Annotated in this window: 20 protein-coding genes; 11 read left to right on the plus strand and 9 right to left on the minus strand. The window is 65.9% G+C overall.

Annotated features, from left to right (window positions below; all coding sequences use genetic code 11):
• Position 1 precedes the first annotated feature (1 nt).
• The 5 genes from ACE103_RS02970 to ACE103_RS02990 all read left to right on the plus strand — a co-directional run bounded on the left by ACE103_RS02970 (position 2) and on the right by ACE103_RS02990 (position 3541).
• The gene (locus ACE103_RS02970) at positions 2-1753 is read left to right on the plus strand and encodes an OmpA family protein (RefSeq protein ID WP_375778271.1); all 1752 of its coding nucleotides are present in this window, start codon (positions 2-4) and stop codon (positions 1751-1753) included.
• Positions 1753-2253 carry a Rab family GTPase gene (locus ACE103_RS02975; protein WP_176534054.1) on the plus strand — a complete coding sequence of 167 codons (501 nt, stop codon included), beginning with the start codon at positions 1753-1755 and terminating at the stop codon, positions 2251-2253. The genes ACE103_RS02970 and ACE103_RS02975 overlap by 1 nt, the downstream gene beginning before the upstream one ends.
• Positions 2254-2534: 281 nt before the next feature.
• Complete coding sequence (locus tag ACE103_RS02980; protein ID WP_223974816.1) at positions 2535-2939, plus strand: DUF3597 domain-containing protein; 405 nt, start codon at positions 2535-2537, stop codon at positions 2937-2939.
• A 77-nt stretch (positions 2940-3016) separates the two neighbouring features.
• On the plus strand, positions 3017-3301 hold the full coding sequence (locus ACE103_RS02985; RefSeq protein WP_375778272.1) for a hypothetical protein: 285 nt from the start codon (positions 3017-3019) through the stop codon (positions 3299-3301).
• A gap of 69 nt (positions 3302-3370) precedes the next feature.
• A complete protein-coding gene (locus ACE103_RS02990) occupies positions 3371-3541 on the plus strand; it encodes a hypothetical protein (protein ID WP_375778273.1) in 171 nt (56 codons plus the stop codon).
• 58 nt (positions 3542-3599) lie between these two features.
• Here ACE103_RS02990 and ACE103_RS02995 read toward each other — a convergent pair whose 3' ends face one another.
• From ACE103_RS02995 to ACE103_RS03005, 3 genes are all read right to left on the minus strand, one after another.
• Complete coding sequence (locus ACE103_RS02995; RefSeq protein ID WP_375778274.1) at positions 3600-5657, minus strand: IPT/TIG domain-containing protein; 2058 nt, start codon at positions 5655-5657, stop codon at positions 3600-3602.
• Between the two features lie 330 nt (positions 5658-5987).
• On the minus strand, positions 5988-6806 hold the full coding sequence (locus tag ACE103_RS03000; protein WP_375778275.1) for a class I SAM-dependent methyltransferase: 819 nt from the start codon (positions 6804-6806) through the stop codon (positions 5988-5990).
• Positions 6793-7257, minus strand: coding sequence for an Rrf2 family transcriptional regulator (locus ACE103_RS03005; RefSeq protein WP_097674443.1), 465 nt, complete (start codon positions 7255-7257; stop codon positions 6793-6795). Before ACE103_RS03005 ends, ACE103_RS03000 begins: the two co-directional genes overlap by 14 nt.
• A 152-nt stretch (positions 7258-7409) precedes the next feature.
• Here ACE103_RS03005 and ACE103_RS03010 point away from each other — a divergent pair, with 152 nt between their 5' ends.
• Positions 7410-9500, plus strand: a complete 2091-nt coding sequence (locus ACE103_RS03010; RefSeq protein WP_375780992.1) for a tetratricopeptide repeat protein — start codon at positions 7410-7412, stop codon at positions 9498-9500.
• Positions 9501-9524: 24 nt separating this feature from the next.
• Here ACE103_RS03010 and ACE103_RS03015 read toward each other — a convergent pair whose 3' ends face one another.
• Complete coding sequence (locus ACE103_RS03015) at positions 9525-11306, minus strand: ATP-dependent Clp protease adaptor ClpS (RefSeq protein WP_375778276.1); 1782 nt, start codon at positions 11304-11306, stop codon at positions 9525-9527.
• Positions 11307-11581: 275 nt separating this feature from the next.
• Between ACE103_RS03015 and ACE103_RS03020 the strand changes: the two genes are divergently transcribed.
• The 4 genes from ACE103_RS03020 (at position 11582) to ACE103_RS03035 (ending at position 17163) form a co-directional block, all read left to right on the plus strand.
• Positions 11582-13939: a mechanosensitive ion channel family protein gene (locus ACE103_RS03020; protein ID WP_375778277.1), complete on the plus strand. Its 2358-nt coding sequence runs from the start codon at positions 11582-11584 to the stop codon at positions 13937-13939.
• Between the two features lie 415 nt (positions 13940-14354).
• Complete coding sequence (locus ACE103_RS03025; protein WP_342726015.1) at positions 14355-15455, plus strand: LLM class flavin-dependent oxidoreductase; 1101 nt, start codon at positions 14355-14357, stop codon at positions 15453-15455.
• 80 nt (positions 15456-15535) lie between these two features.
• A complete protein-coding gene (locus tag ACE103_RS03030) occupies positions 15536-16090 on the plus strand; it encodes a flavin reductase family protein (RefSeq protein WP_223974825.1) in 555 nt (184 codons plus the stop codon).
• Between the two features lie 317 nt (positions 16091-16407).
• Entirely contained in the window at positions 16408-17163 is a 756-nt protein-coding gene (locus ACE103_RS03035; RefSeq protein ID WP_375778278.1) for an SDR family oxidoreductase, read from the plus strand.
• A 22-nt stretch (positions 17164-17185) separates the two neighbouring features.
• Here ACE103_RS03035 and ACE103_RS03040 read toward each other — a convergent pair whose 3' ends face one another.
• The 4 genes from ACE103_RS03040 to ACE103_RS03055 all read right to left on the minus strand — a co-directional run bounded on the left by ACE103_RS03040 (position 17186) and on the right by ACE103_RS03055 (position 22261).
• On the minus strand, positions 17186-17587 hold the full coding sequence (locus tag ACE103_RS03040; RefSeq protein ID WP_375778279.1) for a hypothetical protein: 402 nt from the start codon (positions 17585-17587) through the stop codon (positions 17186-17188).
• Positions 17587-19170 (minus strand): hypothetical protein, encoded by a 1584-nt coding sequence (locus ACE103_RS03045; RefSeq protein ID WP_375778280.1) that lies wholly within the window; start codon positions 19168-19170, stop codon positions 17587-17589. The genes ACE103_RS03040 and ACE103_RS03045 overlap by 1 nt, the downstream gene beginning before the upstream one ends.
• Positions 19171-19251: 81 nt before the next feature.
• Positions 19252-21117 carry a sigma-54-dependent Fis family transcriptional regulator gene (locus ACE103_RS03050; RefSeq protein ID WP_375778281.1) on the minus strand — a complete coding sequence of 622 codons (1866 nt, stop codon included), beginning with the start codon at positions 21115-21117 and terminating at the stop codon, positions 19252-19254.
• Between the two features lie 115 nt (positions 21118-21232).
• A complete protein-coding gene (locus ACE103_RS03055; RefSeq protein ID WP_375778282.1) occupies positions 21233-22261 on the minus strand; it encodes a DUF1254 domain-containing protein in 1029 nt (342 codons plus the stop codon).
• Positions 22262-22370: 109 nt separating this feature from the next.
• Here ACE103_RS03055 and ACE103_RS03060 point away from each other — a divergent pair, with 109 nt between their 5' ends.
• Entirely contained in the window at positions 22371-23258 is an 888-nt protein-coding gene (locus ACE103_RS03060; RefSeq protein ID WP_375778283.1) for a LysR family transcriptional regulator, read from the plus strand.
• 186 nt (positions 23259-23444) lie between these two features.
• Here the strand turns inward: ACE103_RS03060 and glgX are convergent, their stop codons facing one another.
• Positions 23445-25559: a glycogen debranching protein GlgX gene (glgX, locus tag ACE103_RS03065; protein WP_375778284.1), complete on the minus strand. Its 2115-nt coding sequence runs from the start codon at positions 25557-25559 to the stop codon at positions 23445-23447.
• Positions 25560-25890: the final 331 nt, after the last annotated feature.

Consider the following 25890-nt stretch of genomic DNA (forward strand, 5'->3'; position numbering starts at 1 on the left):
CATGGCAGCTGCTGCCGGCCAGAACCGCGAGATCGAGCAGCTCAGGACATTGCTGTTTCAGCCCGAGGCGACGCGTCTGACGTCGCTGGAGGCTGACCTCGACTCGTTGCAGCGCTATGTCGGCAACGCCGATCGCCTGGAGACGGCCACCGCTGGCATTCTGGTTGAGGCGCTGGAGCGCGCCGAGGTCAACCGGCCGCGCGAGCTCGCCACCGCGATCGCGCCGGTCGTGGTCTCCGCGATCCGCAGCGAGATCAAGAATTCGCGCGAGCAGATGATCGAGGCGCTCTATCCGATCGTCGGCCGGCTGGTCAGTGCCGCGGTCGCGAATGCGTTCCGGGAACTGGTTGCCTCACTCGAGCAGCGCATCAATGCGCTGACCTCGGCGCAATTGTGGGTCGGGCGGGTCAAGTCGCTGGTGACGGGACGCCCGATCAGCGAGTTCGTGCTCGCCGACAGTCCGCCGCAGATCAACCGGCTCCTGATCATCGAACGCGGAAATGGCCGCCTTGTCGCCGACTGGAAGCGCGAGGCGACCGTCGATGAGCGCGCCGACCTGCTCAGCGCCATGGTTGCGGCAATCCTCGAATTCTCCGTGCAGGCGCTGGCCGGCGAAGGCAATCTGCAGACGCTCGATTTCGGCGGACGGCAGCTCGCGCTGCGCGCCTCGCCGCGCTTCATCCTGGCGGCGGAGTGCCTGGGGCCGCTGCGCCCCGCCGACAACGCCAGGATCAACTCACTGTTCTTCGATGCGATCGAGCGCATCGACCGCGGCGCGGATTGCGACGGGCCGATGCTCGCCTCACTCGCAACGGCGATCGAGACCGACGACACACCGCGGCGGATCGCGAGCCGGCGCGGCAAGGTGATCCTGTTCGCCGTGCTCGCCGCTGTGGCCGCGCTGTTGCTTTATTTTGCCGTGACCTCGGTGACGCGCGCGCTGCTGGAGCGGCGGACCCATGCCGCGCTGGAGCAGTTCGCCGCGAAGCAGCCCTTGCTGGCGACCTTCCCGCTGCGGCTCGACTTCGATCACGGCAGCCGAAGCGTGGCCGTCTCGGGCCTCGAGCCGAGCCAGTTGGAAACCGCGCCGGTGATCGACGCGCTCGCTGTAGCCGCGGCGCCGTACAAGGTAGTCGACCGCATCGGACTGGTGTCCACACCGGAGCAGGCGGCGGCATCGCAGGCCGGCATTGCGGGCCTGCAGCAGAGCCTGACGCGGCTCCAGGCGAGCCTCGACCAGATGCGCGAGGCGATGGGTGCGCAGGCGAAGTCGGGCGACGAGAAATATGCCGCTCTCGCCGCGCAAGATGACAAGCTCGGCGAGCAGTCTGCGAAATTGGGCGAGCAAGTCACGAAGCTGCAGTCCGTCGCCGACGGTCCGGCGGCGCGGCTCGATCGCTTCATCGCCTCGACCGCGATCTTCTTCATCAATAATTCGGACGAGATCCTCGACAACGACCAGGCCGATCAGCAGCTACGTGAACTCGCCGGGCTGCTGACGAACAATGATCTCAGGCTGCGCATCGTCGGCTATGCCGATCAGAGCGGCACCGAAGGCACCAACAAGACGCTGGGGCGCAAGCGGGCGGAGCAGGTGCAGCGCAAGCTGACCGCGCTCGGGGTCGACCCGTCGCGACTGATTTTGGTTTCGCGCGCGGCGACGATGCCGATCACCGACCGGCTCGACGCCACCGTCGGCGGCAACCGCCGCGTGGCGTTCGAGACGGTCTACCGAGGCGAAGTGGCCCGCTGATGCTTACCGCAAAAGTCATGCTGCTCGGCGACATGGGTGTCGGCAAGACGTCGATCCTCTATCGGCTGATCTACAATCGGTTCGAGGGCCAGTACAAATCCACGCTGGGCGTCGAGATCCTGAGCCATGACGTAGCGCCGGCGGATGGCAGCGACCCGATGCGCCTCGTGCTGTGGGACACCGACGGCGATTTCGGCACGCAGATCTTCGACACGGTTTATGTCACCGGCGCATCCGCCGCCATCATCGTGTCCGATGTCACGCGGCCGCAGACCGTGACCCGCATGGTCGAGCTGGTCCGCGGTTTCGAGGAGCGATTCCCGGGCCGGCCCTACCGGGCGCTGCTCAACAAGATCGACCTGCCGGAGGCTGCCGGCAGCGCCGGCGCGATTGCCGAACTCGCCAAGTCGAGCGTCAAGCCGGTCAGCGCCAAGACCGGCGTCGGCATTGCCGAATGCTTTGTCGAACTCGCCCAGACCATTCGCCGCCGTCAGCTCTAGCTCACATAACTCCGCGCAGGTTTGTGTCAGCCGTCCCGACTTCTCGGGGCTGGCGAATCGGGCCGGGACGGCTGACTTCATCGCACGTGGGGCGTACGATGAAACGCGCGCGACGTGCGGTGCAGGACCGCACGATTCTCTCTCCAACTGCACCACGCCGTCCCACACTCCGATAGTGACGATGGTCATCTTCCACTCGGCCAATGGCCTGCCTATCGTCCACTCGTCACTGGAACCAGTCACGGGACCAACGGTGTCCCGGGCGCACGGAGTGAGAGAACATGAGCATTTTTGGAAGCATCATGGGTGCAATCTTCGGGCACGGTGCCCAGGCCAAAACACCTGAGACCACGACGGCTGCGCCGGGAGCATCGCCGGCAACGACGTCAACTGCCGCATCCACCGCGCCTGGCACGCCCGCCGCGCAAACGGTCGACGTCGCGGCGATCGTCGACAAGGCGGCGGCTGCCACCGGCGAGAAGCTCGACTGGCGCACCTCGATCGTCGACCTGATGAAGGCGCTCGGGCTCGACAGCAGCCTTGCTGCGCGCAAGGAGCTCGCCAAGGAGCTGCACTACACCGGCGATACCAACAACACCGCCACCATGAACGTCTGGCTGCATCAGCAGGTGATGGCCAAGCTCGCCGCCAATGGCGGCAAGCTGCCGGCCGACATCAAGACCTGATCACCGCCTCGAGCCGTGCGCTGCTTTAGCGTCGCGCACGGCTCCGAACCACGTGTATTGCGTGAGGAGCAGTTGTGATGACCCCATCTCATCTTGCCATCCTGAACAGGCCGCGGGCCGGCGTCGTTGCCGCTTCGATCGGCGCGGGACTCGGCCTCGCGGTAGTGGCGATGGGCATCACCATTGCCGTCGCCCGCGCCGATAGCGCCAGCGAGGAGTCGCGGCCGGCGAACGCGGATGCCGGTGTGCAGCGCGCAGCGCAGAACCTGCCGCCGGCGCGGGTCATCCTGCCGGCGCCGTGGGAGCAGGCCGCTCCCATGCAGCCGGTCGCAGCACCGGCGAATCCGGCAGATCACAAATAGTCTTCGCGGCTCCGTTGCGTAACGCTCGCTGCGAACGGCCCGCACACCGCCCAGCTCTGGAGCCTCGCCATGCCAGAACAGGTCAAGCTGCCCCGAAAGTTGTCTCAGGAGCCCGGTGGTCCGCCGTCGCTGCGGCCGAGTCACCGGCGGGTCATCGAGGATCTCGATAGCTGGGCCAACAGCCCCGGCCTGCAACCGCCGAGTGACGGAGAGAAGCCGGGCGACGACCAGCGCCAGTAAGCGTGCCGCCGATGGATCCGCATCGCCGAGGATGCGGGCTCAGGGGCGCCGTCTTCAATCAGTTGAACGGCACGCGCGCCCTGGCCGAGAACGTCCAGAGCCGTGCCGTGCCGCCGAGCCCGCCATACTCCGCGCCGAGGCCGAGCATCATGCCGCCCGCGAGCCTGGCGTTCAGCCCGCCGGTGACGCGGGCCGACCAACCCTCCAGCACCAGCGTCGGGTTGATCGGGATGCCGCTCACGGAAAGTGCCGCGGCATCGTCCTTGCTGAAATAGTAGTCGCCATAGACGCCGAGATAGGGCGAGACCACGGCGGCGTCGATCGTTGCCAGCGGATAGCTCAGCTTGACACCGCCGGATGCGCGGCCGGTGACGAAGTCACGCGCGGTCTGCAGCGTGCCGAGCGTGTCGACATAGGCGTTCTCATGTTCCCACAGCGTGTAGAGGCGGGCGGAGGGCTCGATCAGCAGGTTGCTCATCTTGTAACTGCCGGTCAGCCCGGTCGCGAACATCCAGCGGTCGCCGTTGAAATTGCCCTGCGCCGTTCCGGCGACGCCGTTGTAGCCGATCTGCGAGAAGGTCACGGCGGCGTCGTAGCGCAGCGCCGGCGTGATCATCCAGCCGAGATAGGTTCCCGTGGTCCAGCCGTCGCCGGTGAGCTTTCCGTTGATGTCTTGTGCCGTGTAGTTGAACGTCTCATAGCCGGCGACGGCACCGACCAGGAGGTTCGGCATCGCCCGGTAGGTCAATCCCATCAGGGCATTGAGCTGGCTGCCGTAGATCGATGAACCCGTTGTGCCGACACTAGGCGCGGTCGGCGACGACCAGCGGTCGATGCCGCTGCCCCTGACGTCGATCCAGAACAGCCAATCGCGCGGTTCACGATTGATCGTCGTCTGGGTTTTGGGCGCCGCCTTGATCGGCATCTGCTGGTCGATCGCCGCAAACGCATTGTCGATTCGCGAACTGTTGCCGCTACGTCCGGGCGCGCTGGAAGTGCGATCCGAGGCGTAGGCACCACGATTCCCGGTGTCCGTCTGCGTCACGCCGTTCTCCGGATCGGCCGCGAAGTTGAAGCGCATGCCGGCGCCGCCTGGCGTCATGAAGCTGCCGCCTTCGCTGAACCCTTCCGAGATCGCGTTGTCGATCGCGCCCGAGATTGCCTGACCGGAGTTCTGCGCCACCAGCTTGGTGATATCGATCTGCAATGCCCGCAGCTTTACGCTGTCGGTCGGGACATTCACGCTCTGCGCCAGCGCCGGCGAGGTGCTGGCATTGAATGCGCTGCTGCCGGCATAGCTCGCCGTGATGGTGTGGCTGCCGATCTTGAGCGTCGCGATCGAGAAGCTCGCCGCGCCTGCCGCGAGCGTCGCGGTGCCGATCGGCGATCCATTGTCGCTGAAGGTCACTGTGCCGGTCGGCGTTCCTGCTAAGGCGGTGACGTTCGCCGTGAAGGTCACCGATTGGCCAAGACTGCTCGGATTCTGCGACGAGGTCAGCGCGGTCTGGGTCGTCGTCGTGGTTGCGAAGGTGAAGCGGTCCGCCGCTGATGTCGCTGATGTCCCGACTGCCGTCGTCACCGTGATATCCACCGTTCCCGTTCCCGCCGGCGAGGTCGCTGCGATCTGGGTGCTGGAATTGACGGTGAAGCCGGTTGCAGGGGTTGCGCCGAACGTCACGGCCGTCGCAGCGGTCAAGCCTGTGCCTGTTATGATGACCGTCGTTCCACCGCTGGTCGGGCCCGTGGTCGGCGAAATCGACGTCACCGTCGGCGCGGACCCCACGTAGGTGTACCGATCCACGGGAGACGCGAATGACGTCCCGGACGGGTTGGTCACCGTGATATCGACTGTGCCGGTCCCGGCCGGTGCGACCGCGGTGATCCGCTCGCTCGAATTGATGACGAAGCTCGTTGCGTTGACGGCGCCGAAGCGCACCGCGGTGGCCGTGCTGAAGCTGCCGCCCGCGATGGTGACGCTGGTGCCGCCCGCGGCGGGACCTGATGTCGGGGAGATCGAGGCTATCACCGGTGCCTGCGCGCTGGCCGCGGCGACCGAGCCGAACAGCGCGGCGGCGATCAGGACGAGACGCCATCCGGCGCGTCGCGCGATCGCCATCGACGGCAGTCTGTTGTGAAGCTCGGACGCAAGACGCGGGGCGGCCAAGCGGAAGCGAGTCCGCGCAAGGTTTGCAATCGGTAACAAAGGTAACCCCCGTCGCGCCGGTCCGCAGCAGGCGGCGCACATCTAAAAAATACGGGATTGTTGTAGTACGCGGCTCGGCAGGCGCGTCGCGGAATCTCCGCGTGCATCTGCTTTTGTGATGCGCCGTTGCCGGGCCGCTACGTCATTGTACAATCTGAGAAGGCGTTGGCGCGCGCCATGGTTGCGATCTGGGCGATCGCGCGGCGGGCTCTTCTCATTCAGCGCGCGCAAAGCAGATGATGGTCAGGGCCGCGGGGCCGTAGCGATCAGTGCGGTCGAGGGAATCGCGAAGACATCGCCGACCCGCCCGCGCTCGATCTCGGCGCGGAAGGCGCGTGCGACTGCTGCGCTCTGGTCCGCATCGAGCCCGCTCCAATGCGGCATGAACGCGAACAGTTTGTCGACATCAGCAGGATTGGCGACATTGAGCTGGAAGTCGTGGGTGATCTCGGCGACGACAGGATCGGAGAAGCCAGCCGCGATGACCGCAGCGCTGAGGCGGCCGGGATCGGCGAGCTCCGCGAGGCCGGTGCACGGCATCGGCCTGACGTTGTCGGGATAGAGCCGCCGGATGATCTGTGAGAGCAAGAGATACACGGCGGCGCCGTCGGCGCTTTTCCAGACTGCAATCGCCGCCGATCCGCCTGACCGCGTCACCCGCGCCATCTCGCGCAGTCCGGCGCGCCAGTCGGGAAACAGCATCACGCCGAATACAGACACCGCCGCATCGAAGGCGGCATCCGGCAGATCGAGCGCCTGGCCGTCCATCTGCTGCGCCTCGATATTCGCCACATCATGCGCGCGGACCCGTGCCACCATGCCGGCCGAGAAGTCGATCGCGGTGACGTCGGCGCCCCTGCGCGCGGCGGCAAGCGCCGCGGCACCCGTACCGGTGGCGACGTCGAGCACCTTCGACGACGGGCCGATCGGGAGCATCGCGACCGCGGCCTCGGCGAAGTGTGTCGTGAACGGCTGCGACTGCGCCTCGTAGGTCGCGACCATCTTGTCCCAATGCGCGGGATCGTTGAACGGAAGCGGCTTCGCCTGGTCACTTGGCTGCATGAATCTGGTCCTCGAGACTTTGCTTGTGTTTGGCGAGGCGGCGCTTGAAATCCTTCGCGAGCGCGTCGAGCGTCACCGCGCCGAGGCGCTTCAGGAAGATCGCCTCGACCTCGCGAAACGTACCTGACAGCGCATCGTTGACGGCCTGTTCGACCAGGCAGCCGGGATTTTCCGAGCGATGGCCCATCGCGACGATCGTGGGCGCGCCGACCGCGCGATAGATATCGGCGAGCGTGATGTCGGCGGGATCGCGCGCAAGCGTCCAGCCGCCGCCATGGCCCTTCTCGGAGCGGACCAGGCCCTGCTCGCGCAGGCCCGCCATCACGCGGCGGACGACCACCGGGTTGGTGGCCATCGCCTGTGCAAGTTGCTCCGACGTGACCGGTTCGCCCGCTCCGATCATGTGGAGCAGGCCGTGCAGGACACCAGATAGACGGCTATCGCGTATCATGTAACTTCATATGTTACATGATGAGCCGAGCGTCAAGAGGAGATAGCGGACGCTGAACTTCGCGTGCCGGATTTGGCGGCGCCGCCCGTTTAATCCCCATTGGGGTCTTGAGAGGCGGGGGCGGTATCGTGGGCAGTGTGGCTGTTGATCGGATGTTGCTGGATGCGGTGGCGCATTATGGCGCGGGCCGCGCGATGGAGGCCGGCACGTTGTGTGGCGACATCCTGACCGCCGATCCCGATCATATTCCGGCGCTGCATCTTTCCGCCGTCATCGCCTTTGTGACCGACCGCGCCGCCGAGGGCGCGGTGCTGCTGAACCGGGTGTTCAGCCTCGATCCGCATCACGGACCGGCGTTCGCCACGCTCGGCGATGCGCTCGCCGTGAAGGGCGAGCACGAGGGTGCGGTGGCGGCGTTCCAGCGCGGCGTCACACTGCGGCCGAAGGATGCCGGCCTGCACATCAAGCTCGGCGTCGCGCTGTGTGAGCTGTCGCGCTTCGACGAGGCCGAGGCGGCGTTTCGCCGCGCGATCGCCCTCGATGGCGGCCTGACGCGGGCGCGGTTCAACCTCGCCGTTGCGCTGGCCGGACAGCAGCGGCCGGTCGAGGCCGAGCAGGCCTATCGCGAGGTGATCGCGCGCGATCCGGCCTATCGCGGGGTCTGGCTCAACCTCGGCAATGCGTTGACTGATCAGAAGAAGCACGACGCCGCCGCCACCGCCTATCGCCGCGGGCTCGGCGCGGATCCCGATCATCCCGGCCTGCATAGCGGCCTCGGAGCGGCCCTCTACCGCCTGGGCCGGCTGGAGGACTCAGTCCTGCACTATCGCCGCGCGATCGCGCTCGAGCCCGACAATTTCGCGCCGCGGCGCCTGCTGGCCATGGTGCTGCACGAGCTGGGCGAGCGCGAGGAGGCGGTCCGCATCTATCGGCAGGTCTCGGCCCGCGATCCGTCCGATCACGTCATCCTCAACAATCTCGGCGCCTGCCTGTTCGAGCTCGGACAGGTCGACGACGCCATCGCCTGCGCCGAACTGGCGCTGGCGCTCAAGCCGGACTATGCCGCCGCGCACACCAATCTTGGAATCATCTTCGAGGCACAGAATCTGGTCGAGGCGGCGGTCGCCGCGCATCGGCGGGCCATCGAGCTCGAACCCAATTACGCCAAGGGCCACGCCAATCTTGCGGTCGCGCTGCGCAATGCCGGCGAGATCGATGCGGCGCTGGTGGCCTCGCGCCGCGCCATCGCGCTCGATCCCGAACAGCCGCTGGCGCATTACAACCACGCGCATTTCCTCTTGATGAACGGCGAGTTCGAGGAAGGTTTTGAGGAGTATCAGTGGCGCCGCAAGACCAAGATGCTCAGCGAAGGCGATCCCGTGTTCGACGAGCCGGAATGGCAGGGTGAGCCGCTGGCGGGACGCACGCTGCTGCTGTTTGCCGAATACGGGCTCGGCGACGCCATCAATTTCGTCCGCTACGTACCGATGCTGGCGGGCAGCGGCGGCCGGATCATTCTGCAGGTGCAGCCGGCGCTGGTCTCGCTGCTGCGGCCGATGCTGCCCGATGTCGCGGTGTTCGCGCGCGGCGAGCCGTTGCCGCCGTTCGACCTGCAACTGCCGCTGCTGAGCCTGCCGCGGATTTTCCGCACCACCGTCGACACCATCCCTGCCGCCGTGTCCTATCTGCAGGCCGACGTCATCAAGCTCGCGCGCTGGCGCGAGGTGCTCGCCGACGTGTCCGCGCTGAAGGTCGGCGTGGTCTGGGCCGGCAATGCCAGGCACAAGGGCGACCGCCAGCGTTCGCTGCCGGCGGACGCCGTGCTGCCGCGGCTGGTCACACCTGGCGTCCAGCTCTACAGCCTACAGAAGGAGCCGCGGCCGGACGATGCCCCGGTGCTGCGGCGTCTCGGTGCCGACGTCGTCGATCTCGCACCGACGCTCGGCGATTTCGCCGACACCGCCGCGGCCGTCTGCGCGCTCGATCTCGTCATCGCCGTCGACACCTCGGTGGCGCATCTCGCCGGCGCGCTGGGCCGCCCGGTCTGGATGCTGTGCCCCTATGCGCTCGACTGGCGGTGGCTGCGCGATCGCGCCGACACGCCCTGGTATCCGACCATGCGGCTGTTCCGCCAGGACAGACCGCAGGCCTGGGAGGGCGTGCTGACCCGGATGTCCGACGCGCTGGCGCGCGTCGCGCGAGGGGAGCGGGACCTGCTGCTGCCACAGGCGTCCCGCGGCTGACGACCAGCCGAGGCTTCCGGTCAGTCACGTTGCGCTCATTCCCTGCGCGCCGCCGAGCAGCTTGGCGTTGAGCCGGCCGCCGTCGAACAGCATTTCACCGACCGCGCCGTCGAGGTCGGAGGTTGTGACCTCTCCGCCGCCGTCGCGGATGATGCTGGCCTGGGCGAGACGGCGCATCAGCTCCTTGATGAAGGCGGCGCTGACGCCATCGGTACGTCGGACGGCCTCGTCGATGACGGGCTGTTCGAGCGGTAGGCCCTTGCCATAGAGCCGGATCAGTTTGCCGCGTCCGGTCTCGTCGGGCAGCGGCACCTCGATCGCCTGGTCGATGCGGCCCGGCCGGCCGGCCAGCGCGCCCTCGAGCTCTTCGGGGCGGTTGGTGGTCAGCAGGAACAGGATGTCGCAATCCTCCTTCAGGCCGTCCATCTCGTTGAGCAGCTTGTTGAGCAGGGATTCCTCGCACGGTCCGCCCATATCCTCGCGGTCGCGCGCGATCAGGTCGACATCCTCGATCACGACCATGGCCGGCTGCAGCAGGCGGGCGAGGTTCATGTAGGCGCCGAGCAGGCCGACTTGCTCTGCAGTGATAATCAGCGTGGTGTGATCCGGCAGGTTGGTGGCGAGATAGCGAATGGTGTGGGTCTTGCCGGTGCCGGGCGGGCCATAGAGCAGGATGCCCTTGCGGGTCGACTGGCCGAGCTTGCGCAGCAGATCGCGGCTTTGGACAAAGCCGAGCACGTTGCGGTCGAGCAGCCCCAGTGTCCGCTCCGGCAGGATCACGTCATCGCGAGCAACCGTCGGCAGCCGATGCACGGTCACGCCGCGCGAACGGCCGCGATAGTCCGAACCACCCTCGAGCGAGAGTATCTTGCCGCGGTAGGATCGCGCGGCGTGGACAGCGGCTTCCAGCGCGGCAAAGGTCGGCTGTACGAAGGCATCGCCGGCCGTGCCTGCCGGCAATGCGATCTCGATCCGAACAGCGGGTTCGCGGTCATATTCACGATGATAGCTCAGCAGCACGGCGTAGCGTAACGTGCCGGACCGGCACAGCCACAAACCGTTGACGAGACATTTCACCGGCTCGGGCTCGCCGATATCGACGTCCTGGTATTGGGGAGGTGCGATCGCCGGCGCATTGCGGCTGTCTTTCATTAGGGACGCAAATCCAATCGTCTCGTAGCGATATTCCTCATGGATTCCGAAGAAGTGGATCGGGTCCGTGAGCAGCTTGTCGATCGCGACCTGAACGTCGGCACGCATGTGGCCTGGAAACTGGCGTGCCCGCGTCACGATCAGGTTGCGCGGCACGCCGGCGAAATGCCAGTCGAGCGCAACAAAGGCGTATCGAAACTCGTGGCTCGGCAATTCTTCCGAGCTGCGACGCGCGGCGAGCAGGCAGTCCCTGCACAGTGAGGCCGTCGTACCGGAGAGAATAATCTCCGTCACGGCTTTCGGGGCTTCGCAAAGATCGCAGGGGCGGCTGGCGTCGGCGGACTCGCTCGTGATCATCAACGGGTGGCCGTTGGAGCGGATTAGCCACTTGGCGCTGTTGAACATTGCCCGCGCGACGGCGCCCGGATAGGGGCCGCATGGAACAGCGCCCCTTGCCTCGATCAAGGCAGCGGTCGCGACGGCTTCCTGCTGGGATTTCCCGAATACCGTGCGCAGCAGGTCCTGCACCAACTCCAGCGGCGTCTCACCGTCGTCGTGAATGAAGAGCTGGACCGGACCGTCATCGGCAAAGACGTCGTGCATGGTCACCTCGAAACGCAACTGGAAACAGAAAGAACAAAATAAGAACATCATGGCGACGGCTGTGCGTCAAGCGAAAGATTGTCCGGCTTCAGCCCTGGCGTGTGGCGCGCGGCTCGGCCGGCTCAGCCTACCGCGCCCGCCATGCGTAAACGCCGCTCAACACCTGTGACGATTGTGTTGCGGCAAATGCCAAGAGATGGTCGTCGCAGCAGCAAACTTCCGACACATCATCAAGGCGAAAAGGGGCGATCCGACATGGCGCGAGCGCGAGAGCAGTTTCCTCCCGGGGATCTGCGGTCGCGCAATTATTTTAATAAGAGGCCCTCGTGTCGCACAAACTTCGCTTTGCGATCCTTCTCGTCCTCACCCTGTTCGTCTCGCCCGCGCTGGCGCAGCCCGCTGCCAAGCCGGCGCCGCCGCAACCCGCTACCGGCGACGCGCTGACGCCCGAGCAGGCGAAGCGCGCGCTCGAGACGCTGCAGGACGACAAGAAGCGCGGCGAGATCATCAACACGCTGCGCGCCATCGCCAACGCCTCGCCGCAGGCCGCGCAACCTGCGCCAGCGGCCGAGCCGCCTGCACCCGCGTCGCAGTCACCGATCCCGCTCAACGCGGATAGCCTCGGTGCGCAGCTTCTGCTGATGGTCTCGGAGCAGGTCGGCGAGATGTCGCGCGAGGTCGCCGACGTCGCGCGCACGCTGACGCACTTTCCGGCGTTCTATTACTGGTTCGTGCGCACTGCCAACGATCCTGCCGCCTATGGCCTGCTGATCGACATCGCCTGGAAGCTGGCGCTGGTGTTCGGCTGCGCGTTGGCGGCCGAATGGGTGGTGTTCCGCCTGATCAAGCGGCCGGTCGCGTTCCTCGAAGCGCGGCTGCCGCAGACCGCGCGCGTGCCGGTGCAGGCGCTCGCCAGCGCCGATCCGCCGTCGTCGGTTGCCGACGTCACGCCGGAGGGCGATCTGCATCGCCGTCGGCTCAGTCTGGCGCGGGCCTGGCAGTCGCTGGTCCGGCTGCCTTTCGTGCTCGGCCGCCTGCTGCTCGAATTGCTGCCGGTGGTGGTGTTCGGCGGCATCGCCACTGCGCTGCTCGGCACCGAGATCGGTGATCAGTCGACCACGCGGCTCGTGATCCTCGCCGTCGTCAACGCCTATGTGTTCTCGCGCGTGCTGATCTGCGCGGTGCGCGCGCTGGCAGGGCCGTTCGGCCTGTTCCGCGTCCGGGCCGAGACCGCGGCCTATATCGAGATCTGGGCGCGGCGCATCGTCGCGGTCGGCGTCTCCGGTATCGCCTTTGCCAATGTCGCGCTGCTGCTCGGGCTGCATCGCGCCGGTTATGCCGCGCTGCTCCGGCTCGTGATGCTGGTGGTGCACCTCTTCGTCGTCGTCATCATCCTGCAGTGCCGCCGCCAGGTCGCCGACGTCATCCGCGCGCCGGCCGATCGCACCGGGCTTGCGGCGCGGACGCGCAACCGTCTCGCGTCGCTGTGGCATGTGCTGGCGATCGCGCTCGATCTCGCGCTGTGGGCGGTGTGGGCGCTCAACATCCGCAACGGCTATTCGCTGCTGCTGCAATATTTCGTCGGCACCGTCGCGGTGCTGCTGGTCACCCGGCTTGTCACCATGGTGGTGCTGAGCCTGATCGATCGCGGCTTCCGTATCAGCCCGGACCTGATGCAGCGCTTCCCGGGGCTCGAGACCCGCGCCAATCGCTATCTGCCACTGCTGCGCAAGGTGGTCACGGCGGTGATCGCCGTGATCGGCTTCGTCGCGTTGCTCGAGATGTGGGGCGTCGATGCCATCGTCTGGTTCTATGGTGGCCAGATCGGCTCTCGCCTGATCTCGGCGCTGGTGACGATCGGCATTGCCGCGCTCGCTGCGGCGGTGATCTGGGAGGTCGCCAATGCGCTGATGGACCGGCAGATCGACACGCTGTCGCGCGATGGACATTTCGCCCGCGCCGCGCGCCTGCGCACCTTCCAGCCGATGCTGCGCACCGCTTTGTTATGCATGATCGTCGCGGTGGTCGGGCTCACCGCGCTCAGCGAGATCGGCGTCAATGTCGCGCCGCTGCTCGCAGGTGCCGGCATCGTCGGCATCGCGATCGGCTTCGGTTCGCAGAAGCTGGTGCAGGACCTGATCACCGGGCTGTTCCTGCTGCTCGAGAACACCGTGCAGGTCGGCGACGCCGTCACGGTGTCGGGCCTGTCGGGCGTGGTCGAGAACGTCTCGATCCGCACCATGCGGCTGCGCGCCGGCGACGGCTCGGTGCATATCGTGCCGTTCAGCGCAGTGACGACGATCACCAACGCCAGCCGCGGCGCCGGCAACGCCGCGGTCAGCGTCAATGTGTCCTACAAGGAGGACACCGACCGCGCCGGCGAGGTGCTGAAGGACATCGTCGCCGGGATGCGTCAGGAGACGGCGTATCGCGCGCTGATCCGCGGCGATCTCGAATTGTGGGGCGTCGACAAGGTCGACGGCTCGGTCGTGACCATCGTCGGCCAGATCCGCTGCACCGACGGCGGCCGCTGGTCGGTGCAGCGCGAGTTCAATCGCCGCATGAAGCGGCGCTTCCAGGAGGAGGGCATCGAGATCGCCTCGATGGGCCAGACCATTCTGATGCAGCTTCCCCCGCCGTCGGAGCCGGATGCCAACAAGCTGCCGCGCCGCGCTGCGGGCTGATCTCTCTGTCTTGCTCCACCTCTCCCGCTTGCGGGGGAGGTCGGATCGCATCGCAGATGCGATCCGGGTGGGGGCTCTTTCCACGATGTGACTCGCTGAGATACTCCCACCCCAACCCTCCCCCGCAAGCGGGAGAGGGAGCGCAGCCCCTTGGCGGCGGCCGCTCCAGCTTGATCTCAGCTTGCCGTAACTGCTGGGCATGTTGCGCGTCTCATCGTTGCGACAGCGTCTCGCGACGATGAGACGGCAAGGGCCTTGCTGGGCCCGAGGCATGGCTTGCACTTGGCCGAAAACGCCGCCTTTCTCCTCTTCTCCTGCGATTTCCTCAGCTGGCACAGCGCTTGCTCAACGTATCTTCGAATGCGCGGCAAGACGCATTGCATGACTGAACCCAAAGCGAAGGAAGGAAACGCACATGGAGCTTGGCTACTTCACCATGCCCTCGCACCCGCCGGAGTGCGGATTGAAAGAGGGGCACGACTGGGACCTGCAGACGCTGCGCTGGCTCGACGAGCTCGGCTATCAGGAAGCCTGGATCGGCGAGCATCACACCGCACCGTGGGAGCCGCACCCGTCACCCGATCTGCTGGTCGCGCAGGCGCTGTTGCAGACCAAGAACATCCGCATCGGGCCCGGCGGCTTCCTGCTGCCGTATCATCACCCGGCGGAGCTCGCCAACCGCGTCGCGATGCTCGACCATCTCTCGAACGGGCGCTTGAATTTCGGCGTCGCGGCCTCCGGCCTGCCGAGCGACTGGGCGATGTTCAACGTCGACGGCATGTCGGGCCAGAACCGCGACATGACCCGCGAGGCGCTCGAGATCATCCTGAAGATGTGGTCCGAGCCCGGACCCTGGACCCACAAAGGCAAGTACTGGACGGTGTCGAAGCCGGACACGATGTTCGACTTCCTCAAGCCGCACATCAAGCCGTTGCAGGGTCCGCATCCGCCGATCGGCGTCGCCGGCCTGTCGAAGAATTCCGACACGCTCAAGCTCGCCGGCGAGCGCGGCTTCATCCCGATGAGCCTGAACCTCAACCCGGCCTATGTCGGCAGCCACTGGGACTCGGTCGAAGCCGGCGCCGCCAAGACCGGCCGCAAGCCGAGCCGCAAGGATTGGCGGCTGGTGCGCGAGGTGTTCGTGGCTGATACCGATGAGGAGGCGTGGAGGCTGTCGACCGGCGACATGATGGGCCGGATGATGGGCGAGTACTTCCTGCCGCTGCTCGGCCATTTCGGCTTCAAGGACTATCTGAAGCACGCCCCCGACGTGCCCGATAGCGACGTCACCGTCGAATATTGCGCGCGCCGGAATTGGATCGTCGGTTCGCCCGCGACCGTCACCGAGAAGATCGAGAAGATCTACCGGGAGGTCGGCGGCTTCGGCGTGCTCTGCGTGTTCGGCTTCGACTACAAGCACAAGCCGGAAGCCTGGCGGCACTCGCTGGACCTGCTCAAGAACGAGGTGATGCCGCGGCTCAAGCACCTCGGCGCCGAGTTCGAGAAGGCTGCATGACAGATAGGCAGGGTGCGGGGCTTGCCTCGCACCCTGCCTCGCATATGTTTGAGGGAACTATTCCGGTTCAGGGTCAGGGCATGACGGTCGACGCACAGAGTTTCAAGCAGGCAATGCGGCATTGCGCAGGCGCGGTGGCGCTGGTGACGGTCGGCCGCGAGCCGGGACAGCGCACCGGCCTGACGGTGACCTCCGCCTGCTCGCTCTCCGACAATCCGCCCTCGGTGCTGGTCTGCGTCAACCGTAATGCCAGCGCGCATGAGCGCATCCGTGCCGAGCGCCATTTCGTCATCAACTTCCTGAACGAGGACCATGCGCTGCTGGCGCTGACCTTCTCTGGCCAGAAGGGCGTCAACGGCGACGACCGCTTTGGCTTCGGCCGCTGGACCACCGGCGCGACCGGCGCCCCGGTGCTGGAGGATGCCGTCGCGGCGTTCGACTGCGTGCTGAGCCAGGAGCTCGAGACCAAGACCCATTCGGTCTTCATCGGCGAAGTCCAGCATGTCCGCGCCGTGACCACGGTCGATCCCTTGATCTATTTGCGCAGCGGCTTCCAGAGCGTGCGCAACATCCATGATCCGGTCGTGCTCGGCGACATCGACGCGCGGCGCGTCAGCTGGAACGAGTTTTCCTGAAGCCGCGAGGGGCGGCACGGCTCCCCGAGTCAATCAGCACTGCTGACCAATCCTGATCAATTTTGACGAGCGCGCCGTCATCGCGAGCCGCATGATATAAGTGCCGTCGCGCATGCAGGAGCGATCGATACGGCGGTGCGAGTTCTTCGACTCGCCGCGTCGGCAAGACGTCCGCGTGATCTCGCGTTGCGAGTACGCAACGTTCGTCGATATGTCGATCAATCGCTGCGCCCATCGCGCTTGCCGACAGCAAGCTTGAAGCACAAGCGCGTCCCGAGATCGCCAAATCTCTAGTCATCGACAAGGGAGACCAAATCATGAAGATCGTTGTGATCGGCGGCACCGGACTGATCGGCTCCAGGACCGCTGCCATTCTGCGTCAACGCGGCCACGACGTTGTCGCCGCCTCGCCGAAGAGCGGCGTCAACACCATCACCGGCGAGGGACTCAAGGAGGCACTGTCCGGTGCGGCTGTCGTGGTCGACCTGGCCAATTCGCCGTCATTCGAGGACAAGGCGGTGATGGCGTTCTTCGAGACTTCCGGACGCAACCTTCTGGCGGCAGAGAAGCCGGCCGGCGTCAAGCACCATGTCGCGCTCTCGATCGTCGGAACGGACCGCACGCCCGCGAACGGGTACTTCCGCGCCAAGGTCGCTCAGGAGAAACTCATCGAGGCGTCCGGCATCCCCTACACCATTGTCCGCGCGACGCAGTTCATGGAATTCGTCGGAGCCATCGCCGATGCGGGTGCAGCTGGAAACACCATCAGGCTCTCGCCCGGCCTGTTCCAGCCGATCGCGGCAGAGGACGTGTCTGCGCTCGTTGCCGATGTGGCGCTGGAGCCGCCGCGCAACGGCATCGTCGAGATCGCCGGTCCCGACCGTGCGCCGTTCAACGAATTCGTGGCCCGCTACCTGAAGGCAAAAGGCGACCTGCGCGAAGTGGTGAAGGACCCTGACGCGCTCTACTGGGGCGGCCGGGTCGAGGAGCGCTCGTTGGTACCGTTGGGTGAGGCGCGCCTCGGTCGCATCGACCTGAACGAATGGCTGCGCCGCTCGCGGTCCGCAGCCTGACTGGAAGGCCTGCCGGCAGCCTCTATTTGAGCCACACCAGCAGCGGAACGGACGCGCGGCCCTCGCAGGACAGCGTGCCCTCGTAATTGTGCGTCTTGCGGGCGCTGTAGGTGCAGGGCGCGCCGTCCAGCACCAGTTCGGCCGTCACCTGCGAATCCGGACCCGTGAGTTGCAGCCGGATCTCGCCGACGCGTTCCTCCGGTCCGTCCTGCGTGCAGATTCCGACGTGCTTCATCTTCAGCGGTCCGGAGAATTGCCTGGGAGTGTCCGGCGCGCTTTCGGTGAGATGCCCGGTCAGTTCCCATTCGCCGAGCACGCCGGCCTGACCGAGGATCTCCATCGCGCCAAGCGGCGGCACGTGGCAAAGAGACAGCGCAACGGCGCCGAGCAGCGCCGCACCGTTGCGCCATGTCGTCAGCGGCATCACAGCTTGCTTCCGGTTGTCTGGCGCAATTCGATCAACTCCGGCCTCGACAGATCCGCATCCGCGGTGAGCCGGGCGATCTGATCAGCGCATTCCCGGATCTTGGCCTGATCGCCGGACGCCTTGGCGCTCTTGATCATCCCGAGATAGGCCGCCAGCCGGTTGGGCTCCTTCTTGAGCACGGCCTCGTAGGCGGCGAGCGCGTCGGCGGCCTTGCCGCGATCGAGCAGCATTGCCGCGTAGAGCTCGCGCGCCGGCGCGAGCGGGCCCGGGGTGACGGGATGCTTCTCGGTCTTGTCTTCCGCCTCCGCGGCGGCATTCATCGCGCTGAGCGCCTCGTCATGTTTGCCTTCGGCGTACAGCACCCAGGCGCTCGCGATCTGCTGCTGGATGTCGACGATGTTGGACCAGTAGGCATCCTTGGCGTCTTTCAGTCTGTCGCGCAGCTCGACGAGCTTGGCGATATCGGCCTTGGCGGCCGCCGGATCACCGGAGCGCGCGGCGCCGACCGCCTGCGCGAAATAGGTGATGGCGTCCGCAGCGGCGTATTTGGTCGGATGCACGTCAAGCGCGGCGGCGCCTTTCCAGTCGCCGCGCTCGAAGACATAGCGGGCCTGGCTTGCCGCCACCGCGTAAGGGCCGGTGAACCGATCCTGTTTGAACGCGAGCTTGCCGAGCTCGTCGACCACCGCGCGCGCCTCCTTGTCCTGGCCCAGTTGGAGATAGGCATAGACCAGGTAGTCCATCGCGTGCGCCTGATCCTGCTGTTCGCCATCTTCCTTGGCGATGCGCGCGGATTCCTTGTTCGAGGCGATCGATTCCTTCCAGTAGCCGACGCGCGTGAAGATGTGCGACGGCATGTGCTGGGCGTGCGGCGCGCGTTCGGCGATCTTGGCATAGCGCATCGCGGCGGGGAGGCCCTTCTCCGCGAGCGCCGGGTAATCGTAGAGATGGATCAGATAGTGGGCGATGCCCGGATGCTCGGGCTGCCGCTTGAAGATCGGCTCGAGCAGCGCCGCGCCTTTCAGCTGGTTGGCGTAGGTCTTGTCGCTCGGGGACGCTGCGACGTTCAGCGTGATCGCATAGGCGATCTGCGCCTCGTCATCGTCGGCATAGTGCGTCGCGACCTGCTCTTCGGCCGCGAGGAATCTCTGCACGCGGGTGCGGTGATCGACCTTGTCATAGTCGACATACATCGCGGCGATGGCATCGATGTACTCGCGCTCGCGCGGGGTCTGCGCACCTAGCGCCTGGCCTTTCCTGGCGGCTTCGAGGCCGAGCGGAAGGTTCTCGGGCGGTGGCGGCCCGTGCGGATTGTAGAGATAGCTGAGCGCGATCCCCCAATAGGCGATGGCGCATTGCGGGTCGGCCTCCAGCACTTCCTCGAAGGTGCGCCGCGATGCGCTGTACCAGAACGAATGCTGATACAGCATGGCGCGATCGAATAGTTCCTGCGCCTCCGGTTTGCAGGACGTCGCAAAATGCACTTTACCCAATCGTTGTTCAGTAGAATCCGAGGCGGCAGGTTGCGAAATGGTCGCGGCAATGAGGCCAACGACCACAGCGAGGGGAAACCGTGTCATGGGACCCGCTCCGTGGCGTTGAACGAAGGACGTAGGATAGCACCGTTCCCGCGCGGCCGGAACAACAGGTGCGCTTCCGGTCTAGCTGTCCAGCTCGATCCCTAACGCCTTGATCTTCCGGTACAACGTCGCGCGGCTGAGCCCGAGCGCCTTGGCGGCGTCCGTCACTCTTCCGTCATTGACTCGTAAGGCTTCGACGATCGCTGCGCGCTCGGCCGCCGCATGATCGGCCTCCACATGGCGCGCGCCGAACGGCGGCAAATCGAGATCGGCCTCGGTGATGATGCCGCCCTCTGCGGTGGCGCCCGCGAGCCGCAGCACGTGGCGAAGCTGGCGCATGTTGCCGGGGAAGGGATAGGCCATCAGTTGCGCCCAGGCGTCTGCCGAGATGCGGCAGTGCGGCGCTTCCTCGTCGGCGATCTGCGTGATGATGTCCCTGCGGTCGGCGCGTTCGCGCAACGCGGGCAACCGGATCTCCATGCCGCGCAGCCGGTAATACAGATCGGAGCGGAAGCTGCCGTCCTCGGCCATCGCTGCGAGGTCGCGATGGGTGGCGCTGATCAGGCGGATGTCGACGGGTACCGGCTTCAGTGCGCCGAGCGGCCACACTTCGCGATTTTCCAGCACACGCAACAGCCGCGTCTGCAGCGACAGCGGCATGTCGCCGATCTCGTCGAGGAACAGGGTGCCGCCAGAGGCCTGCACGATAAGCCCCTTCGATCCCTCGCGCCGGGCGCCGGTGAAGGCGCCGGCCTCGTAGCCGAACAGCTCGGCGTCGATCAGGCTCTCCGGCATCGCGGCGCAGTTCAGCGCGACGTAGTTGCGGCCGGCGCGATTGCTGGCCGCGTGAATGGCGCGCGCGAACACGTCCTTGCCGGCGCCGGTCTCGCCACGCAGCAGGATCGGCAGATCGAGATTGCCGACCGTCATCAGCCGCTTCACGCCCTTGATCAGCACGGGATCGCGGCCCGCGAGCCGGTGCAGGCCGGAAAACTGTCCGGCGGGCGCCTCGCGCGACGGTGCCGGCAGCGGACGGGAGACACGCGCGCGCACCGGCGGCGCCACGCGGCCACGGCCCCATGGCGTGCCGTCGGCCCGGCGCAGCGCGACCGGCTCGTCCGCGGAACGCGCCGCGCGATCGTCCAGTTGAATCAGGCGCGACAGGTCGATGCCGTCGTCGATCATCGCATCCGTCAGGCCGAATACGCCGCGCGCGGTGCGGCAGGCGCCGACCAAGCGGCGGTCGTCGTCATAGGCGAGCATGCCGTGGCCGTCGCCGGGCAATGTCGCGATCCATGAGGCACGGTAGCGCCGGCGGAAGAACGACTGCTCGATCCGCCGCGTCGCCTCCGCGGTGACGGCCAGCGCCAGTTCGTGCGCACTGCGGCCGAGATCGCTGCGGCAGGAGGAGATGTTGACGGCGCCGGCGAGCCGCCCGGCATGATCGAACAGCGGCGACACCGCGCAGGTGAACATGTGCCACTGCTCGCGGAAATGCTCGTCGCCATGCACGATGATCGGCCGCTGCTCGGCGAGCGCGGTGCCGAGCCCGTTGGTGCCCTCAAAAGTCTCGGCGAAGTTCGAGCCGGTGTAGATCTTCCACTCCAGGAACATCCGCGCGTAATCGCCCCCAGGCAGCCGGCTCACCAGCATCGTCGCGTTGGGATCGGCGAGGTTGACGCAGTAGCCGGAGTCGTGGAGCACGCGGGCAAGATCCTCGAGTTCCGGGACCGCGACCTGGATCAAATCCTCCATCGGTTCGGCGATGTGCCGGACCTCGGCTTCGGTCAGGGTCTGCGGCGGCCCGCGCCGGGCCGGATCGAGGTTGTGATTGACCACGCAGCGCCGCCAGGAGGCGGCAATCCGCGCCTCGGTGTCGACGCCAGCCACCTGATTGGCCGCCGATAAAACACGGGCGACGTGATTTGAGGCCGAAAGATTGGCCATCCAGAGGTCTCCACCCCGAATTTTCCGCGAAGTCTGGCAGCCAATGGCCGAATGTCAATTGGCCGCCGGGGTCGCGGGGAGGGGACCTTGGAGGGATCATTACCTCGGACATAGCTCAATCTGCAGGCCGCGCCTCGGGAAATGTCCAGCTGCCATCGACAACGTCGGGCCGCGGTTGAAACAGCCGCACGGTGTAATTCCACCCCTGCGTGATCGGCAGGCAGTTGGCCACCTTGCCGTCGCAGCCGCCGAACTGGACGGTGATAGCCCCATCGGCGGACTTCCTGGCGGTCACGCTGTTCACCGCGTAGCTGCCGGTCGGGTTCGGCTGCAAATAGCCCTCACTGTTGTAAACGGTGAGCGACCAGAAGCCGTCGACGGGAACATTCTTCACCGTCAGCGTGTGGACGGTGCTGCCGTCGTTGCGCGCCGGGGTGGTCGGGAGATACAGCGCGTCCTTCTCGGGATTGCCGCCCCACAGCATGGCGCTGCCGATCAAATGCTTCACCGGATCGACCTGGTGCGCGTCGGCGCCGAACATGCGCCGCGTATCGGAGACCGTGGTGCCGAGCTGCAACAGGGCTGCCTTCACCTTGTTGAGGCTGGCTTTATCCCAGTTCGGAATATCGAACGTGCCGGGGCGCTGCTGGTTCGATGTGATCGCGTCCTGCAGCGCGTGAACCTGCCGGATCTCTTCGCTGTCGGAGAAATCGACCAGGAAGCGGACCACCGCAATGGCGTAGCGCGTGCCGATCGTCTCGCGCGTCAGGGTGTGGCTGCCGGCGCCGTAATAGACACCTCTGGTGTATTGATCCTCATTGACGATTTGCATCGCCATGAAGCGCTTGGCGCCGTCCGGCAGCGTGATCGTCACCGGTCCGGCATCGAGATCGAAGATCGCAAACGAGTACAGCGTATCGCGGTTGGGGCGGACGATGCCTTGCTGTACCGGTGGTGCAAGCTCGCGGCCATGACGGAATTTTCCAAAGCCGCCGCCTTTGACCACGCCGGCGAAATAAACGTCGGTTTGCGCCCGCGCGTAGTTCGCGACGGTGACGGGTTGCGGCGGTGACGCCGCCGTTTGTGCCGATGCGGCGGAACTTGCGAGCGCGAATGTGATGGCTGTCAGGATGCTCGTTTTCATAGGCTCTCCGGAGGTGAGGTCCCTCATGACCGGAGAGGTAGGCCAGCCAAATATGAAAATGAATGCCTGGGATTGGCAACAAGCCTTCCAGATATGATAGGCTGTCCGCATGGATCTCAACGCGGTCAGGATGTTCGTCGCGGTCGTTCAGGCCGGTAGCCTCTCGGCGGGAGCTGTCCGGCTCGACATTCCGCTGCCGACACTGAGCCGCCGGATCCGGGACCTCGAACGGCAGCTCAAGGTGCAGCTGCTGGAGCGATCGGCGCGCGGCGCGAAGCTGACGGATGCCGGCGCGCGGCTGCACGAGCGCGCCGTCCAGGGCATCGAGCAGCTGCTGGAAGCCGAGCAGGTGGTCGTCGACGACCAGATGCGGTTGAAGGGACGTTTGCGCCTGTCGCTGCCGCAGACATTCGAGCCGTGGTGGGAGCTGCTGGCCGCTTTCCAGCAACGCTATCCAGACATCCAGGTTCACCTTTACTCGACCGAGCGTCGCGTCGACCTGGTCGAGGACGGCATCGATGTTGCCCTTCGGGTCGGCGCGATCGTTCACGAGGCAATGGTGGCGCGCCGGGTGCTGTCGTTCCGCAATGTTCTCGTCGCCAGCCCGCGGTTGATCAAGCGCTTCGGGCCGCCGAAAGATCCGGACGCGCTACGTCACCTGCCGTGCGGGGTATGGGCATCGCGGATCGATACCCAGGTGCGCTGGGAGCTGGGCGGGCATGTCGTCGAGCCCAATGCCGTGCTGTCGACCAATGACTATCATCATCTGTGCGCCTGCGCGCTGCGCGGCGACGTGGTCACGGAGCTGCCGCCCTTCCTGGCAGCGGCGGCGATCCGTGAGAAACGGTTGATCCGGTTGCTGCCGCAGCATCCGTTGCCCGAATGGTCGCTCAACCTGCTCTATCCGCCGCACCGTCACCAATCGACCATCGTGCGAACCTATCTGGATTTCTGCCAGGGCTATCTGCCGAAGATCGTTCAGGCCTGCACGGTGTGAGTGGGTCGATGCACCGTGTCTCTCTCCTCGTCATTCCGGGGCGACGCGATAGCGTCGAGCCCGGAATCCATTCATCCGCAGGATGTGCGGCCCAATGGATTCCGGGCTCGTGCTTCGCACGCCCCGGAATGACGACGGAGGGAACTACATCCCGTCGATATGCTTCGCTAGTCCGCCCTATCGAGACTACTTCACGTCACCGGCCGTGAGCAGCACGAACGAACGCCCGGCCGTCTTGTACGTGCTGTCGAACGCAAACTGCGCACCTGCCGGCTCCTCCGGCGCATTGGTATCCAGGAGCAGCGACCACTGTGGCCCGGCGGACGTTGCCGGCAGCTTGAAGTCGACCTCGCCCTCGTAGCTGTTGAGGATCACGATCACGGTGTCGTCCTCACCCGCGCGGGCGATGGCGGTCTTGCGCGCGCGGCCGTCGAGCACGACGCCGAAGCATTTGATCCAGCCGGTGGTCCAGTCGGCCGCCGTCATCTGCACGCCCGAGGTACTGATCCAGACCACGTCGCGGATCTCGAGTTGCGGATCGCGATCGCCGGAGAGGAAGCGGCTGCGGCGCAGGATCGGATAGTCGCGCCGCAGCTTGATCATCCGTTTGGTGAAGGCGAGCAGCTTCTCGGCGTCATCTGAGAAATTCCAGTCGAACCAGGAGATGTCGTTGTCCTGGCAATAGGCGTTGTTGTTGCCGCGCTGGGTGCGGCCGAACTCGTCGCCGCCGAGCAGCATCGGCGTGCCCTGAGAGGCCAAAAGCGTCGCCAGCATGTTGCGCTTCTGGCGTTCGCGCAAAGTGCGGATCTCGGGATTGTCGGTCGGGCCCTCGGTGCCGCTATTCCAGGAGTGGTTGTCGGACGAGCCGTCGTTGTTGTTCTCGCCGTTGGCCTCGTTGTGCTTGGCGTTGTAGCTCGCCCAGTCGTTCAGCGTGAAACCGTCATGCGCGGTGACGAAGTTGACGCTGGCCCAGGTGCGGCGTCCCTCGCGGTTGAACACGTCGTGCGAGCCGAGCAGCCGCGGCGCCAGGCTGCCTGGCGCCGCCTCACCGCGCCAGAAATCCCGCACCGTGTTGCGGTACTTGTCGTTCCATTCCGCCCAGCCCGGCGGGAAGCCGCCGACCTGGTAGCCGCCGGGGCCGCAGTCCCAGGGCTCGGCGATCAGCTTGACGGTCGCGAGCAACGGGTCCTGGTTCATCGCCTTCAGGAAGCCGGACTGCTCGTCGAAGCCATAGACCTCACGCGCCAGGATGGTGCCGAGATCGAAGCGGAAGCCGTCGACATGCATATGGCCGGCCCAGTAGCGCAGGCTGTCCATCACCAGCTGGATCACCCGCGGGTGCGACAGGTTCACCGTGTTTCCGGTGCCGGTATCGTTGATGTAGTAGCGCCTCTTGTCGGGCAGCAGCCGGTAATAGCTCGCATTGTCGATGCCCTTGAACGACAGCGTCGGGCCGCGTTCATTGCCCTCGGCGGTGTGGTTGTAGACGACGTCCAGAATGACTTCGAGCCCGGCGCCATGCAGCCGCGACACCATCTCCTTGAATTCGCGCAGGCTATTCGGCACATCGGCGGCGTAGCGCGGGTCCGGCGCGAAGAAGCCGATCGTGTTGTAGCCCCAGTAATTGGTGAGGTGCTTCTCCAGCAGATTGCTGTCGTTGATGAAGGAATGCACCGGCAGCAGCTCGACCGAGGTGATACCGAGCGCCTTGAGATGATCGATCGCCGCGTTCGCGCCGAAGCCGGCATAGGTGCCGCGCAGGTTCTCAGGGATGCCCGGATGCTGCTTGGTGAAGCCTTTGACGTGGGTCTCATAGACGACGGTCTCATCCCAGTGCACGTCCTGCCGCTGCGCCTCCTGGACCCAGTCGAAATTGGGATCGACCACCACGCATTTCGGCATGAACGGCGCGCTGTCGCGCTCGTCGAAGGTCAGGTCGTCGCCGGTCTCCATCTTGTAGCCGAACACCGCCGGATTCCAGGTGAGGCTGCCGGCATGGGCGCAGGCATAGGGATCAAGCAGCAGCTTGTTCGGATTGAAGCGGTGGCCGCCGTCGGGCTGGTAGGGGCCGTAGACGCGATAGCCGTAGAACGTGCCGGGCTGCACGCCGTTGATGAAGCCGTGAAACACCTGGTCGGTATATTCGGGCAGCTCGAAGCGGTGCGTCTCGCGCTCGCCGTCGAACAGGCAGACCTCGACCTTGGTCGCGTTGGCGGAAAACACCGCGAAGTTGGTGCCGTGGCCGCTCCAATGGGCACCGAGCGGATAGGGCAGCCCTTCCTCGATCACAAAATCGGACATCGTGTCCCCCAAGCCTGGAACTGGCAAATCAACCAGCAACAAACGCCGCCGCGCGGAAAACGTTGCATTGGCTAGTTTAGCGGCAGTTGCCGGTGGTTCGTATGACGTCCGGGCAGGCCGAGCGCGTCATGTCGCGAGAATGCCGATGTTTGGTCCACAGGCCATTCGACACACTCGGTGTCGTCCTGGCGAAGGCCAGGACCCATTACCCCAAATCTCATTTGTTGCACGACGCCGGGGCCACGATCTGCTCCGTCACCGAATGCGGTGGCAATGGGTCCCGGCTTTCGCCAGGACGACGGCGCGGCTTACAGCAACCGCATCCCCGTCA

The sequence above is a fragment of the Bradyrhizobium sp. ma5 genome (assembly GCF_042258955.1).
In the GTDB taxonomy this organism is placed as follows: Bacteria; Pseudomonadota; Alphaproteobacteria; order Rhizobiales; family Xanthobacteraceae; genus Bradyrhizobium.

What these genes read in the sequence shown, in the direction of transcription:
- ACE103_RS02970 (WP_375778271.1), top strand. Translation starts at nt 2, where the DNA reads ATGGCAGCTGCTGCCGGCCAGAACCGCGAGATCGAGCAGCTCAGGACA.
- ACE103_RS02975 (WP_176534054.1), top strand. Translation starts at nt 1,753, where the DNA reads ATGCTTACCGCAAAAGTCATGCTGCTCGGCGACATGGGTGTCGGCAAG.
- ACE103_RS02980 (WP_223974816.1), top strand. Translation starts at nt 2,535, where the DNA reads ATGAGCATTTTTGGAAGCATCATGGGTGCAATCTTCGGGCACGGTGCC.
- ACE103_RS02985 (WP_375778272.1), top strand. Translation starts at nt 3,017, where the DNA reads ATGACCCCATCTCATCTTGCCATCCTGAACAGGCCGCGGGCCGGCGTC.
- ACE103_RS02990 (WP_375778273.1), top strand. Translation starts at nt 3,371, where the DNA reads ATGCCAGAACAGGTCAAGCTGCCCCGAAAGTTGTCTCAGGAGCCCGGT.
- ACE103_RS02995 (WP_375778274.1), bottom strand. Translation starts at nt 5,657, where the DNA reads ATGGCGATCGCGCGACGCGCCGGATGGCGTCTCGTCCTGATCGCCGCC.
- ACE103_RS03000 (WP_375778275.1), bottom strand. Translation starts at nt 6,806, where the DNA reads ATGCAGCCAAGTGACCAGGCGAAGCCGCTTCCGTTCAACGATCCCGCG.
- ACE103_RS03005 (WP_097674443.1), bottom strand. Translation starts at nt 7,257, where the DNA reads ATGATACGCGATAGCCGTCTATCTGGTGTCCTGCACGGCCTGCTCCAC.
- ACE103_RS03010 (WP_375780992.1), top strand. Translation starts at nt 7,410, where the DNA reads ATGTTGCTGGATGCGGTGGCGCATTATGGCGCGGGCCGCGCGATGGAG.
- ACE103_RS03015 (WP_375778276.1), bottom strand. Translation starts at nt 11,306, where the DNA reads ATGATGTTCTTATTTTGTTCTTTCTGTTTCCAGTTGCGTTTCGAGGTG.
- ACE103_RS03025 (WP_342726015.1), top strand. Translation starts at nt 14,355, where the DNA reads ATGGAGCTTGGCTACTTCACCATGCCCTCGCACCCGCCGGAGTGCGGA.
- ACE103_RS03030 (WP_223974825.1), top strand. Translation starts at nt 15,536, where the DNA reads ATGACGGTCGACGCACAGAGTTTCAAGCAGGCAATGCGGCATTGCGCA.
- ACE103_RS03035 (WP_375778278.1), top strand. Translation starts at nt 16,408, where the DNA reads ATGAAGATCGTTGTGATCGGCGGCACCGGACTGATCGGCTCCAGGACC.
- ACE103_RS03040 (WP_375778279.1), bottom strand. Translation starts at nt 17,587, where the DNA reads ATGCCGCTGACGACATGGCGCAACGGTGCGGCGCTGCTCGGCGCCGTT.
- ACE103_RS03045 (WP_375778280.1), bottom strand. Translation starts at nt 19,170, where the DNA reads ATGACACGGTTTCCCCTCGCTGTGGTCGTTGGCCTCATTGCCGCGACC.
- ACE103_RS03050 (WP_375778281.1), bottom strand. Translation starts at nt 21,117, where the DNA reads ATGGCCAATCTTTCGGCCTCAAATCACGTCGCCCGTGTTTTATCGGCG.
- ACE103_RS03055 (WP_375778282.1), bottom strand. Translation starts at nt 22,261, where the DNA reads ATGAAAACGAGCATCCTGACAGCCATCACATTCGCGCTCGCAAGTTCC.
- ACE103_RS03060 (WP_375778283.1), top strand. Translation starts at nt 22,371, where the DNA reads ATGGATCTCAACGCGGTCAGGATGTTCGTCGCGGTCGTTCAGGCCGGT.
- glgX (WP_375778284.1), bottom strand. Translation starts at nt 25,559, where the DNA reads ATGTCCGATTTTGTGATCGAGGAAGGGCTGCCCTATCCGCTCGGTGCC.